The sequence below is a fragment of the Noviherbaspirillum galbum genome, assembly GCF_010974945.1.
GTDB lineage: Bacteria > Pseudomonadota > Gammaproteobacteria > Burkholderiales > Burkholderiaceae_D > Noviherbaspirillum > Noviherbaspirillum galbum.
In genome coordinates, this window is the sequence record NZ_JAAIVB010000003.1 from 138800 (window position 1) to 152396 (window position 13597).

Below are 13597 nucleotides of genomic sequence, written 5' to 3' on the forward strand. Positions count from 1 at the left end.
CGCGCGGCGCTTCATGTCCGCGCTCCTGCTGGTGCTGAGCGCCGGCGCAGCGGCTGAGCAAAGGACATGGCGCTTCGACGTACAGCTCGATGGCAAGCCGATCGGCCAGCATCGATTCATCCTGAATGACGGCCCCGGGTCGCGGGAAATCCGCAGCGACGCGGAATTCGATGTGAAATTCCTGCTCGTCTTCAAGTATCGCTACGTGCATCACGCCCATGAGACATGGCAAGGCGATTGCCTGAAGAGCCTGCGTGCGCGGACCGATGAAAATGGCACCTTGTCCAGCGTCGATGCAGAGGCGAAAGCTGGCAGCCTGGTCGTGAAAACCGATGAGGGAAGCCAGGCCTACGCTGGCTGCGTGATGACTTTCGCCTACTGGAATCCCGCCATCCTGAAACAGCAGAAGCTCTTGAATCCCCAGACCGGCCGCTACGAAGACGTGAAGGTCTCTCTCTTGCAGGAGGACGAACTCACGTTGGGCGGCCGGAAGGTAGTGGCTCGCCGTTACAGGATCACCGGCCCCGCAGCGCCGATCGAACTCTGGTACAGCCCGGAAGGCGACTGGCTGCAACTGGCCTCGACGGTGAAAGGCGGGATGCAATTAGTTTACCGACGCGGAGACCCGTCATGAATTACCGCAGCCTGTTGAGAAAATGTTTCGCGGCCGCCATCATGCCCTTGCTGGGCGCGTGCCAGACCGAGCCGCTGGCGCCGATCGCCACCGTTCCCAAGGTGGACCTTCCCCGCTTCATGGGTGACTGGTATGTCATTGCCAACATACCCACCTTTCTCGAGCGGAATGCGCACGACCCGGTAGAGTCGTACCGCCTCGGGGAAGACGGCACCATAGAGACGACCTTTACCTTCCACGACGGCGGCTTCGACGGACCACAGAAGGTTTATCACCCGCGCGGTTTCGTGGCCGACCCGGCAAGCAACGCGGTCTGGGGCATGCAGTTCATCTGGCCGGTCCAGGCCGAGTACCGCATCATCTACCTGGCCGACGATTACAGCCAGACGGTGATCGGCCGGTCGAAGCGCGATTACGTCTGGATCATGGCCCGCACGCCCCGCATCCCGGACAGCGATTACCAGCGCCTGCTGCAATTCATCGCTGCCCAGGGCTATGACACTGCCAGGGTCGTGAAGGCGCCGCAGCGCCCCCGCTGACCCGGGCCGGTCGATGGCCCCGGACAATCGATTCGCTTGCTTTCGCCCTCTTACTTGCGTACTTTCTCGAGGTCGGACTGCAGATCCTTCACGAGCTTGGTGTGGCCTTCGCTCGCAAACTTCTGCGTCGCCTGGCGCGTCGTCTCCTGCATGCGTTCGATTTCCTTGTCGCTCACCACCGTGACCTGCATGCCCTTCTGCTTCAGGAAGTCGATTGCCTTCGCGGAGGATTCGCGGGTTTCCTTGCGTTCGAAGTCCCTGGTCGCGGCGGCGGATTCCTGGATCGCCTTCTTCTCGTCGGCGCTCAGGCCGTCCCACCACTTCTTGCTCGCGAGTACGATCCACGGGCTATACACGTGCTTGGTGAGCGACAGGTATTTCTGCACTTCATAGAACTTGCTGGACTGGATGGTCGTGACCGGGTTTTCCTGGCCATCGACGGTCCCGGTTTCCATGGCGGTAAACAATTCCGAGAAGGCCAGCGGGATGGCGTTGGCGCCGAAGCCCTTGAACATGTCGATGTATACCGGGTTCTGCATGACACGAAGCTTGATGCCCTGCAGGTCTTCCATCTTCGCGATCGGGCGCTTGGAGTTGGTCAGGTTGCGGAAACCGTTCTCCCAGTAAACCAGGCCGACCAGTCCTTTTTCCTGCAGCTTGGCCATCAGGTTCTGGCCGAAGGGCCCGTCGAGGATCGCATCCGCTTCCTTCTCGTTGCGGAAGATGAAAGGCAGGTCATAGACGCCGAAATCGCTGTCGATGCCGACCAGCGTGGCGGTCGAACCCACCATCATTTCCTGCGCGCCGCCGATCAAGGCGTTTTGCATCTGCACATCGCTGCCGAGGCTGGCGCTGCCGAAGCCCTTCATCTTCAGCTTGCCGCCGGTGCGCTTGGCGAGATCGTCGGCGAAGAACTTGGCGGCATGTCCCTGGTTGCTGTCCTCCGCGAGGCCGTAGCCGAAGCGGATGATGCGCGGCTTGAAGTCGGCCGCATGGCCGGCGGCCGCGACGCAGCACAAGGCAGCGGCGGTAACGATGGATTTGAGGGATAACTTCATGATGTCTCCTTTATGTTGGAATCAACGGAACCATGCCATCGGCACGGTAATGCATTGGGGGAATGCGACGAACAGGAACACGAGCAGGGTCTCGACCAGCAGGAAAGGCCAGACGCCGCGCGTCGCGCTTTCGAGGGAGATGCGGGCAACGCCGCACACCACGTTGAGGACCGTGCACACCGGGGGATGGATCAGGCCGAGCGTGCCGACCAGGATGAACATCACGCCGAAGTAAGTCGGATCGACGCCCGCCTTGATCATGAGCGGCATCAGCACCGGACCCATGACGAGAATGGTCGGCGTCAGGTCCATGACGGTGCCGACCGCCAGCAAGAGAACCATGACCGCCGCCACCAGCCAGCGCGGATGGTCGATCAGGGGCCCGAGGAAATCGGTGACCTGCGCCGGCAGGTCCGCCAGCGTGACCATGTAGGACGCGACAAAGGCCGCCGCGCACAGGAACATGACCGTACTGGTGGTCCGCGCCGCATTCATGAGCAAGGGAATGATCTGGTCGAACTTGACTTCGCGGTAGATGAACAGGCTGACGAACAAGGCATACACCGCGGCGACCGCTGCGGCCTCCGTCGGCGTGAACACGCCGCCTTTCAGGCCGCCGACGATGATGACCGGAAGAACCAGCGCCCACAAGGCATCCACCAGGGCATGCTTGCGCTCGGCCCAGCTGCTCTTGGGCTGCAGCTTCACTTCCATGTTGCGCGCTAGCAGGCTCCAGACGATCACCAGGCCGAGCGCCCGCATCAGCGCGGGCATGATGCCGGCAATGAAGAGGTTGCTGATCGAGGTATTGGTGGTGACGCCGAAGATGATGAAGGGCATGGACGGCGGCACGATGGGCGCGATGACGCCGCCGGCGGCGATCAGGCCCGCAGAGCGCGGCACCGGGTAGCCATGGTCGCGCATCATTGGAATCAGCAACGTGGCGACGGCGGCGGTATCGGCGAGCGCCGAGCCAGAGAACGCGCCCAGCAGGAGCGTCGCGGCGATGGCGACATATCCGAGACCGCCCCGGATATGACCGACCATGGACACCGCGAGGTTGATGATGCGCTTCGAAATGCCGCCCGCATTCATCAGCTCGCCGGCAAGGATGAAGCACGGCACCGCCAGCAGGGGATACACGTCAGCGCCGGCGAGCATGTTCTGCGCCACCAGCTGCGCATCGAAGAAGTCGAGGTGGACCATCAGCACCACCCCGGTCAGGATCAGGGCAAAGGCAATGGGCATGCCGAGCACCATCAGCGCGACCAGCGCGCCCAGGAAGATTCCGATAGTCATTCTGCGATTTCCTTTTCAGGCGCGGGGTGGAATGCCGTCGACGCGGCGTGATCTCCGGGAATGGCGGCGTCGGGCTTGCCGGAGACGATCTTGTAGAGGTTCGCGAGCACCACGACGATCATGCTCGCCGCGCACACCAGGCCGGCAGACGCCATCGCCGCGTTGGGATAGTGCAGCACCGTCGAATACGTGGTCATGCCGATCTGCGTCTGCGTCCAGCTTCCCGCAAGGAACAACCACAGGGCATACAGCATCAGCAGGTGGCTGATCACCGCGCTCGCCCGCCTTGCCCAGAAAGGCAGTCGTTCCTGCACGAGTTCCACGCCAAGATGCGCCTTGCGGCGAAGGCCGAGCACAGCGCCGAGAAACACCATCCAGACGAACAGCAGGCGCGATATCTCTTCCGCGCCGGCGAAGCCCGCTCCGAATCCGTAGCGCGCCACGACATTCGAAAACAGCAGCACCACCATGATGGCGAGATCGAGCGCGAGCAAGCCCTCGACGATGCGGTCAATCCAGGTTTTTTGTACTTCCACGGTCAGCCTCCTCGATCGTTATCCGGTGATGCGGCCGGCATGTCCTGCAAGGCGCGCAACGCCTGGCTGACCAGTTCGACCGGCTCTTGCCTGATGTCCAGCGTCAGGCCCCTTTCATCGCGCTGCAGCGGTTCCAGGTCGCGGAACTGGCTTTCGAGCAACGACACGGGCATGAAATGATTGGGCCGCGCACGCATGCGGGCAGCGATGAGCTCCATGGCGCCATCGAGGTGAGCGAAGGCAAGGCCCTCGTCGCCTTGGCGAAGCAGGTCGCGGTAGCTGCGCTTGAGCGCAGAACATGACACCACGAGGCCCTGCTGCAAGACGCGCGCCTCGGCGATCCGTTCCCGGATCACCATCAGCCAGTCGCGCCGGTCGAGATCGGTCAGCGGCTGTCCGGCTGCCATCTTGTCAATGTTGGATTGGGGGTGAAACGCGTCTCCCTCGAGATGCGCGAATCCGAGCGCTTGCGCAAGCCGGCTGCCGATTTCGCTCTTGCCGCAACCGCTCACGCCCATCACCACGATGCGGCAGGGCTGGTGTTGTTCTGGATGCACCATGTGTCCTTTTTGCGATTAATGTTATCGCTAACATGCGAATTCTGCCGATCTTGGAAGCGGATGTAAACCGGTTTTTATGGTGCGGCGCAAAAAGAGAGTGGACTGCGGAAGGAGGCTTCGCGTCGACCTACAGGCCGGAAATACCCTCGAGAACATCAGGTGCTCTCGCGCGCCATCAGCGTGAACCCGAGGTCGATGTGCTGGCGGGCCGGCTTTTCGCCGTTGATGAGCTGCTTGAGAAGGATCGCGGCTTCGAAGCCGATGCGGTAGCGCGGCGTGCCGACGGTGGTGAGCGACGGCACCATCCAGGCGGATTGCGGCAAGTCGTTGAAACCGCAGATCGCCAGCTGCCGGGGGACCGCGATGCCGCGCCGCTGGCATTGATAGATCGCGCCGTAGGCAAGGTCGTCGTTGCAGCAGAAGGCGGCGTCGCAATCCGGGGCCACGGCGAGCAGCCGGCCCAGCAGCTCGGCGCCGAGCGCGACGGTGGAGGGATCGGGCACCAGTACCTCCCGCTCCGGCGCGTACAGGCCGGCCGCCCGCAAGGCGGCACGCCAGCCTTCCGCGCGCTTGAGGGTACGCTCGTCCAGCTGGGCGGCGATGAAGCCGATGCGGCGGTAGCCCTTGTCGATCAGGTAGCGCGTCATGGTGTAGCTGGCATCGAACTGGGACAGGCCCACGCTGTACTCGCCCTCGCCGATCGACAGGTCCATCATGGAAACGGTGGGCACGCCGCTCGCCGCCAGCATGCGCCTCACTTCCTCGCTCTGGCCAAGGCCGGTGAGCAGGACGCCGTCCGGGTTCGATTGCAAATGGATGCCAACGAGCTTGCGCTCCTCCTTGTCGGAATAGCGCGTGTTGCCGATCAGGACCTGCACGCCCTCTTCGTCCACCGCATCCTGGATACCCGCCAGCACGTCGGTGAACACCGCGTTCGACAGGGAGGGAATGAGGACGGAGATGACGTTGGAGCGCGAGGTGGCGAGCGCGCGCGCCGCCCGGTTCGGGACGTAGCCGAGGTCCTGCATGGCGCGTTCGATCTGCTGGCGCAGCGCGGGCGTCACCAGCTCGGGCTTGCTGATTGCGCGGGACGCGGTCATGGTCGACACCCCGACCTGCCTTGCCACGTCTGCCAGGGTGATGCGTCTCCTGACGCGCCCTCTTTTCTCTTCGTCTTCCCGGGACGTCATTGGGGCCTATCCTTCCGTTTTACCTTCGCCAATGTTATCGCTATCTAGCACATAAGTAAAACAGTAGCCTTTGGGAAAGTTTGGAAGCGCTTGGTTCGCAGGCGCCCAGGGCGTCAGCAACCCGCCGGACGGGTTGCCAGCAAGCCGATCGTGACGAGAAAGAGAAGCATGGCGACCACCTTCCAGAAGATCACCGGGTTTCTTTCGATCAACGGCGGCCGGGTCTTGCGCAGGTAAGCCTTGTTCGGATGGCGCAGGTCGTGGATGAATTCGGCGAGATCGCCATAACGCTTTTCCCGGACCGGGTGCAGCGCACGGCGCAGGGCTTCGTCCACCCAGAGGGGAAAGCCGGGACCGGATTCGAGGAGGGAACGATAGCTCAGCTTGCGCGCCTCGGCGGCCGAACGGATCTTCGCCACTTCCACGCCATAAGGCTGGGTGCCGCTCAACATCTGGTAAGCGATGACGGCGAGAGAAAACATGTCGGACCGCGCATCGCCCTGCTCGCCATGAAAGCATTCCGGCGCGGTGTACTGCAAGGTGCCAACGACGCGATCGTGATCGATTGCCGCTCCGCCTTCGGAAATGCCCGCTACCCGGGTCGCGCCGAAGTCGATGATCCTCGCCGTCCCGGTGCGGTCGACCATGATGTTTTCCGGGCGCAGGTCCTGGTGCACCATTTCCATGCGATGAAAGGCGCGCAGGCCGCGCCCGACCTGCTCGATCACACCGCGCACGGCATCGATGCCGGGGGCGGGATGGTCGCGCATCCATTGCGCCAGCGTCTCGCCCTCGATGTACTCCATCGCCACATAGAGGTAATTGCGACTGCGGTTTCCCTGGCAAGGCTTGAGCACGTGGGGACTGTTGATGCGCCGGGCAATCCATTCCTCTAGCAGGAAGCGCTCGAGGTAATCCGGGTCGTCGCGCATTTCCGTCGAAGGGGTCTTCAGCGCGACCTGCTCGCCGGATTCGATGTCGACGGCGAGGAACACATGGCTGCGGCTGCTCGCATGGATCTGGCGCACGATGCGAAAGCCATCGAATTCCATGCGGGGTTCGAGAGCCGGCGGAAAGGGCAGCAACGACATTTGCTGGACCAGTTCCCCGGCCTCGGGTTGGGGCAAGGCGTCGACCCTGACGATCTGCACCGTCAGGTTGTCCGCGCTGCCGCGCCGCAGCGCATGCTCGACGATGCCCTGCGCAGCCATGTCGAGATTGCTTCCGCTGGTCTCAAGCAGACGGGCGACCAATTCGCCATCAATGTAATCGTAGACGCCATCCGTCGCCAGCAGGAAGGTGTCCCCCGCTTCGAGCTGGATCGCGTGGTAATCGATTTCCACGCGCTGGTTCATGCCGAGCGCCCGGGCGAGATAACTCTGCGCCGAGGAAACATGGATCCGGTGGTCATTGGTGAGCTGCTCGAGCGCCGCGCCGCGCAACTGGTAGATGCGGGAATCGCCGACGTGGAACAGGTGCGCCGTCGTGGACTTGACGACCATGGCGCTCAGGGTGCAGACATAGCCGCGATCCATGTCGAAGCGATACTGGCTTTGCTGGGTTTGCGCATGCAGCCAGGAATTGGTGGCGGCGATGACGCGCTCGACCGAGGTTTTCACCGACCACGCATCCGAGGTGCAGTAATAGTCCTCCAGCACGCTGGCGACCGCCTGCTGGCTGGCGATGTGGCTGACCGCACTGCTGCTGATGCCATCCGCCACGGCGGCAACGATTCCTTTGCTGGAGAGCTGTGGCTCGCCGGGAACGCAGGCGCCATGGAAATCCTGGTTGGCTGTCTTGCGTCCCTTCTCGGAATGCTGGCCGATCGTGATGGTGAGCTGGCTCATGCTGGCGGGGCCTGTAAGACGCATGACCGGCCGCCGCGCCGGCCACCGGTCATGCGCGACGGGATTGAATGGATTACAGCGTGCGCTTCGGGCCGGTCTTGATGTGGGTTGCGTACAGCGTCAGGCCGGTGAAGGCGAGGCCGCCGACAAGGTTGCCGAGCACCGTGGGAATTTCGTTCCAGATCAGGTAGTCCATGATCGAGAAGTGCCCGCCCAGCATCAACCCCGACGGGAACAGGAACATGTTGACCACGGAATGTTCGAAAGCCATGGCGAAGAACAGCATGATGGGCATCCACATCGCGATCACCTTGCCGCTCACTGTCGTGGAAATCATGGCGCCCACCACGCCGGTCGACACCATCCAGTTGCACAGCATGCCGCGCACGAACAGGGTCAGCATGCCGGCCGCGCCGTACTTCGCATAGCCCAGGGTGCGGCTTTCGCCGATGACGCCGATCACCTCGCCGACCTTGCTCGGCGGCGTGGAAAAGCCGTTCGTGAACACGATCGCCATCAGCACCGCGACAGTCAGCGCGCCGCCGAAGTTGCCGAGGAAGACGAGGCCCCAGTTCCTGAGCACCGCCTTGAGGGTGACGCCTGGCCGCTTGTCGATCAGGGCGAGCGGCGTAAGTACGAGAACGCCAGTCAGAAGGTCGAACCCCAGCAGGTAGAGCATGCAGAATCCGACCGGGAAGAGGATGGCGCCTATGATGGGATAGCCGGTCTGCACCGATACCGTGACGGCAAAGACCGCCGACAGGGCAAGAATGGCGCCGGCCATGTAGGCGCGGATCAGCGAGTCCCGCGCCGACATGTAGATTTTCGATTCTCCGGCGTCGACCATCTTGGTGACGAATTCGGAAGGGGCGAGGTAAGCCATGATGTGTCCTTGTGTTAGCTGAAAGGGTAAGCCGATCGATGAAGCGCTAAAGTCTCCGGGCGCCTCAGACGGCAACCCAGACCGTGCGGTTCTCCACCCGCACCGGGTACGCGCTGACGGAGTTTTCCGGCGCCTCCAGGCATTCGCCGTTCTGCAGGTCGAAGTGATGCTTGTAGATCGGCGAGGCAACCACGATGCGTTCGCCGAGGCTGCCGATGAGGCCGCGCGACAGCACGCTGGCCTTGGCATTGGGATCGAAGTTGTCGATCGCGAACAGGCGCTTCTGGTCGCCGTCCACGTGGAAGACCGCCACATGCTTGTTCTTTACCAGGGCGCAGATGCCCATGTTGGGAACGATGTCGTCGAGGGAGCAGACGGGGCTCCAGGTCTTGTTTTCCGGCTTGGTTTCGGCAGCATTGATCATGATGGCGTTTCCTTAGGCGATTTCGGCGATGATGGGGATGACTTTTCTTTCGTCCGGCGTGGCGGGGCGGATCTGTCCGCGTTCCTCGACGAACATCACGTGGTGGTCCTGCTGGTCGCTGTTGACGAACTGCCGGAAGCGCTTGCGGGTTTCCGGATCGGTGACGGCGTTCTTCCATTCGCAGGCGTAGGTATCGACCACGTATTGCATGTCGGCTTCCAGTTCGGCGGCGAGTCCGAGCTTGTCGTCGAGAATGACTTCCTTCAGGTAGTCCAGGCCGCCCTCGAGGTTTTCGCGCCAGACGCTGGTGCGCTGCAGGCGGTCGGCGGTACGCACGTAAAACATCAGGAAGCGGTCGATGTATTTCACCAGCGCCTCCTTGGTGAGGTCGGAGGCAAGCAGCTCGGCGTGGCGCGGCTTCATGCCGCCATTGCCGCATACGTAGAGGTTCCAGCCCTTTTCCGTGGCGATCACGCCAACGTCCTTGCCCTGGGCTTCGGCGCATTCGCGGGTACAGCCGGAAACGCCGAACTTGATCTTGTGCGGCGCGCGCAAGCCCTTGTAGCGGTTCTCGAGCTCGACGGCGAGGCCGACGCTGTCGTTGACGCCATAGCGGCACCAGGTCGAACCGACGCAGGACTTGACCGTGCGCAGGGACTTGCCATAGGCGTGGCCGGATTCGAAGCCGGCGGCGATCAGTTCTTCCCAGATCGCCGGGAGCTGTTCCAGCCGCGCGCCGAACATGTCGACGCGCTGGCCGCCGGTGATCTTGGTATAGAGGCCATACTTCTTGGCGACCTGGCCGACCGCGATCAGTCCGTCCGGGGTAACTTCGCCGCCGGCCATGCGCGGCACGACGGAATAGGTGCCATCCTTCTGGATGTTGCCGAGGAAGTAGTCGTTGGAATCCTGCAGGGCTGCATGCTCGCGCTTGAGCACGAAGTCGTTCCAGCAGGAGGCGAAGACGCTCGCGGCGACCGGTTTGCATATGTCGCAGCCCAGCCCCTTGCCGTGCCGCTTGAGCAGTTCGTCGAAGGTCCGGATGTTCTCGACCTTGATCATGTGGAACAGCTCCTGGCGCGAGTACGCGAAATGCTCGCACAGGTGGTTGTTGACCGCCATGCCGCGTTTCTTCATCTCGGCCTTCATCACCTGCGTGACGAGGGGCACGCATCCGCCGCAGGCGGTGCCGGCCTTGGTGCAGGACTTCAGGTCCGCGATCGTGGCCGCGCCGTTGGCGACCGCATCGCAGATTTGTCCCTTGGACACGTTGTTGCAGGAGCAGATCTGCGCGGCGGCGGGCAGCGCGTCCACGCCGATGCCTGCCTTGGCCTTGCCGTCGCCCTGCGGCAGGATGAGGAATTCCGGATCCTTCGGCAGCTCGATCCGGTTCAGCATCATCTGCAGCAGCGTGCCGTATTCCGCGGCATCGCCGACCAGCACCGCGCCCAGCAGGAACTTGCCGCACTCCGAGACGACGATCTTCTTGTACACCTGCTTGCGTTCGTCGCTGAACTGGTAGGCGCGGCTGCCCGGGGTCGTGCCCATGGCATCGCCGATGCTGGCCACGTCCACGCCCATCAGCTTGAGCTTGGTGCTCATGTCGGCGCCATGGAAAGACGCGGGTATGCCGGCGAGATGCTTGGCGGCGACGCGCGCCATGTCATAGCCGGGTGCGACCAGGCCATAGACCTGTTCGTTCCAGAGCGCGCATTCGCCGATGGCGTAGATGTCGGCGTCGGAAGTCAGGCAATGTTCGTCGATGCGGATGCCGCCGCGGGCGCCGATGGCCAGGCCGCACTGGCGGGCGAGTTCGTCGCGCGGGCGGATGCCTGCCGAGAAGACAATCATGTCCGTGTCGAGGTGGCTGCCGTCGGCGAACACCATGCGGTGGCGCGCCGCTTCGCCATCGACGATTTCCAGCGTGTTCTTCTGCGTATGGACGTGCACGCCGAGTTCTTCGATCTTCCTGCGCAGGGTGCGGCCGCCCGCCTCGTCGATCTGCACCGCCATCAGGCGCGGGGCGAACTCCACCACGTGCGTCTGCAGGTGCATGTCGCGCAAGGCCTTGGCGCATTCCAGACCGAGCAGGCCGCCGCCGATCACCACGCCGCTTTTCGCGCGGGAACCGCATTCGAGCATCGCTTCCAGGTCTTCGATGGTGCGGTAGACAAAGCAGTCTTCGCGGTCCTTGCCGGGCACCGGGGGAACGAAGGGATACGATCCGGTCGCCATGACGAGCTTGTCATAAGCCAGGACTTCGCCGCTGCCGGTAGTGACCGTCTTGCGGGCGCGGTCGATTGCCACGGCCCTGGCGTTCAACTTCAACAGCATGTTGCCGCGATCGAAGAATCCGGGCGCCACGAGCGAGAGGTCGTCTGCGGATTTGCCGGAGAAGAATTCGGACAGATGGACCCGGTCGTAGGCCGGGCGAGGTTCCTCGCACAGGATGGTGACGCGGGCGTGCGACAGGCCGGCGTCATCCAGGCTTTCCAGAAACTTGTGACCTACCATGCCATGGCCGATGACTACGATATGCATGACGACTCCTGATGCTGAAAAATGGGTGAGTTCCGCCACCGCGCGCCGAAGGCGCGCGGGGTTGTGTTCGTGGGTGATGTCAAGCGCGGCGCCTGGCCGCCGTCATTGCTGCCTTGCCTGGCGTGTCCTGGCGGGTGCGGCGGCCGACGCATTCAGCGCGCGGGATGCCAGCGGGTGCCCTTGGATGGCTGGGAGCGCGTTCGCGCCCGGGATGGGATAAGAATCGTATGCTGACATGGCGGATCCAAACTATTATCGCTCGCCTGCTCCGGTCATCGCTGGATAACGTGAGGAACAAGCGCGCGGGACTTCATTGCCCACCGTGCCCGGCTTTGGGCACGATAATCGGTAAAGCTCCTTGGCTTTGATTAAGCATTAGCAATTGGTGTGCCACCGCCGTGGTGGCCATGACGGCACGTCAGGAATGCATCAAGGGCTCCGTCGCCGTGCCGCCGGTGAGGAAAATTGCCACAAATTAGGGAGAGAACGGCATTCGCGCTTCGGGCCTGACCAACGGCGCACTTCATCGGTGCGCCATCCGGAGCACCGCATTAGTGCGCCGCACCAATGCATCGACCGGCAAGAGCGTCACGACGGAAGCGAACTCGCCCACGTCGCTGCGTACGTCGATGCCGCCTTCATGCAGATTCAGGATCTTCTTCGCGAGGTGCACGTCGAGGCCGACGTCCTTGATGCTGCCCGCAGGCTGATCGACCCGGAAGAACTTGACGAAGATACGCGGCACGTCGGCTTCAAGGATGCGTAGTCCCTGGTCTTTCACCTCGATGAACGCAGGCGCGTTCGGGTCCTGCGCCAATATCGTTATGCCGGACGCCGTCGGTATCCGGAGGTTCTCATCCTCGTATTCCAGGATGCTTGCGGTGAAGGCCGCGATCAGGCCTTGCTATGGGCTTTAGCGCTGCGAGCGGAAACCGCCTGCAGTTGGCATGGCGGAATGCCATCCATTCGCTGCAAGATGATGTGGTTATCGTTCCAACACATCGTGCCCGCCGGTGGAGGACGCGGGAATCAGATGGCACGGACGACGGCCGGAAACCTTAGTTCGACGTTCAGCCCGCCATCGGGAGCATTGAAGGCGCGGATGGTCCCGCCGTGGGCGAGCACGATCCGTTGTGCGATGGCGAGCCCGAGGCCATGTCCAGCGACGGATGTATCGGTGCTGCTGCGAACGAAAGGCTTGAAGATATTTTCCAGATCGGCGTCCGGCACGCCGGGGCCGCGGTCGCGCACCAGCACGCGTGCCGTTTCCCTGCCCGACTGCTCGACCACGACTTCCACCGAGGTTCCACCGGCGGTGTGGCGGACCGCATTGCGCACCACGTTTTCGATGGCGCTGTTCAAGAGCTCGGCCCGGCCCTTGATCAAGGCTTGGCAGCCGAGGTGCAGCCTGACCTCCTTGCCGTTGGCCCGCGCCTCGAAAGAAGCATCTTCCACGACGTCCGCGGCCAGGTCGCCCAGGACCAGGCTCTCCTTGAGCATGCTGTCGCCATTCGATTCCAGGCGCGACAAAGTCAGCAGGCCGCCGATCAGCTTGTCCATGCGGCCGCTCTCGCGCTCGATGCGCTCGATCATGGCTTCGGCCTTTTCCGGACGCTGGCGCATCAGGCCGATGGCTGCATGCAAGCGGGCCAGCGGCGAGCGCAACTCATGCGACACGTCGTGCAGCAGGCGCTTCTGGCCCTCGACGAGCGCCTGGAGCTGGGTGGCCATGCGGTCGAAGTCCTTGCCGAGGTCGGCAAGCTCGTCGCGCCGCCGCCCCATCGCCGGACCGGCGCGGGTATCAAGCCGGCCCGCCGCGGCGTCATCGAAGGCGGCACGCAGGCTCCGGATGGGTTTGGCAAAGTACCATGCCAGCAACCAGGCCGTTACCAGGCTCGCCAGAAGCGCGATGATCATCGGGACATACGGGAAATGCGGCTCATTGCGCGGCCGATGGAACAGCGGCTCGATCAGGCTCTGCGGCCCGCCGCGCCAGCCCCGTCCCTCGGGTGCGCCCGGAGGAGGCCCGGGCGGCGGCCCTGCCTGCCCGGATGCGCGGAGGTCCGGCATGGGCGGCGCGCCCGGA

13 protein-coding genes are annotated in these 13597 nt (G+C 63.3%); 2 read left to right on the forward strand and 11 right to left on the reverse strand.

The genetic code is table 11. The features are described from left to right. Nucleotides 1–13 precede the first annotated feature (13 nt). Together G3574_RS00600 and G3574_RS00605 are read left to right on the forward strand one after the other, a co-directional pair. Nucleotides 14–634, forward strand: coding sequence for a DUF6134 family protein (locus G3574_RS00600; RefSeq protein WP_163959822.1), 621 nt, complete (start codon nt 14–16; stop codon nt 632–634). Continuing rightward, nucleotides 631–1173: a lipocalin family protein gene (locus G3574_RS00605; RefSeq protein WP_163959823.1), complete on the forward strand. Its 543-nt coding sequence runs from the start codon at nt 631–633 to the stop codon at nt 1171–1173. Before G3574_RS00600 ends, G3574_RS00605 begins: the two co-directional genes overlap by 4 nt. Before the next feature lie 50 nt (nt 1174–1223). Here G3574_RS00605 and G3574_RS00610 read toward each other — a convergent pair whose 3' ends face one another. From G3574_RS00610 to G3574_RS00660, 11 genes are all read right to left on the reverse strand, one after another. Next, nucleotides 1224–2231, reverse strand: coding sequence for a TRAP transporter substrate-binding protein (locus tag G3574_RS00610; protein ID WP_163959825.1), 1008 nt, complete (start codon nt 2229–2231; stop codon nt 1224–1226). A 21-nt stretch (nt 2232–2252) separates the two neighbouring features. Further along, on the reverse strand, nt 2253–3530 hold the full coding sequence (locus tag G3574_RS00615; protein ID WP_163959827.1) for a TRAP transporter large permease: 1278 nt from the start codon (nt 3528–3530) through the stop codon (nt 2253–2255). After that, the gene (locus G3574_RS00620; protein WP_328804678.1) at nt 3527–4066 is read right to left on the reverse strand and encodes a TRAP transporter small permease; all 540 of its coding nucleotides are present in this window, start codon (nt 4064–4066) and stop codon (nt 3527–3529) included. The genes G3574_RS00615 and G3574_RS00620 overlap by 4 nt, the downstream gene beginning before the upstream one ends. A gap of 2 nt (nt 4067–4068) precedes the next feature. Beyond that, complete coding sequence (locus G3574_RS00625; RefSeq protein WP_235952844.1) at nt 4069–4626, reverse strand: gluconokinase; 558 nt, start codon at nt 4624–4626, stop codon at nt 4069–4071. 155 nt (nt 4627–4781) lie between these two features. Next, nucleotides 4782–5816: an HTH-type transcriptional regulator GntR gene (gene gntR / locus G3574_RS00630; RefSeq protein ID WP_163959829.1), complete on the reverse strand. Its 1035-nt coding sequence runs from the start codon at nt 5814–5816 to the stop codon at nt 4782–4784. 113 nt (nt 5817–5929) lie between these two features. Continuing rightward, nucleotides 5930–7687, reverse strand: coding sequence for a bifunctional protein-serine/threonine kinase/phosphatase (locus tag G3574_RS00635; RefSeq protein ID WP_235952845.1), 1758 nt, complete (start codon nt 7685–7687; stop codon nt 5930–5932). Nucleotides 7688–7736: 49 nt separating this feature from the next. Beyond that, nucleotides 7737–8546 carry a formate/nitrite transporter family protein gene (locus G3574_RS00640; protein ID WP_163959831.1) on the reverse strand — a complete coding sequence of 270 codons (810 nt, stop codon included), beginning with the start codon at nt 8544–8546 and terminating at the stop codon, nt 7737–7739. Between the two features lie 64 nt (nt 8547–8610). Further along, complete coding sequence (gene nirD, locus G3574_RS00645) at nt 8611–8970, reverse strand: nitrite reductase small subunit NirD (RefSeq protein ID WP_163959832.1); 360 nt, start codon at nt 8968–8970, stop codon at nt 8611–8613. 12 nt (nt 8971–8982) lie between these two features. Continuing rightward, complete coding sequence (gene nirB, locus G3574_RS00650; protein ID WP_163959834.1) at nt 8983–11511, reverse strand: nitrite reductase large subunit NirB; 2529 nt, start codon at nt 11509–11511, stop codon at nt 8983–8985. 523 nt (nt 11512–12034) lie between these two features. Further along, entirely contained in the window at nt 12035–12328 is a 294-nt protein-coding gene (locus tag G3574_RS00655) for an ATP-binding protein (RefSeq protein ID WP_163959836.1), read from the reverse strand. A 212-nt stretch (nt 12329–12540) separates the two neighbouring features. Next, a partial coding sequence (locus tag G3574_RS00660) for an ATP-binding protein (RefSeq protein ID WP_205609604.1) occupies nt 12541–13597 on the reverse strand: 1057 nt, incomplete at its 5' end.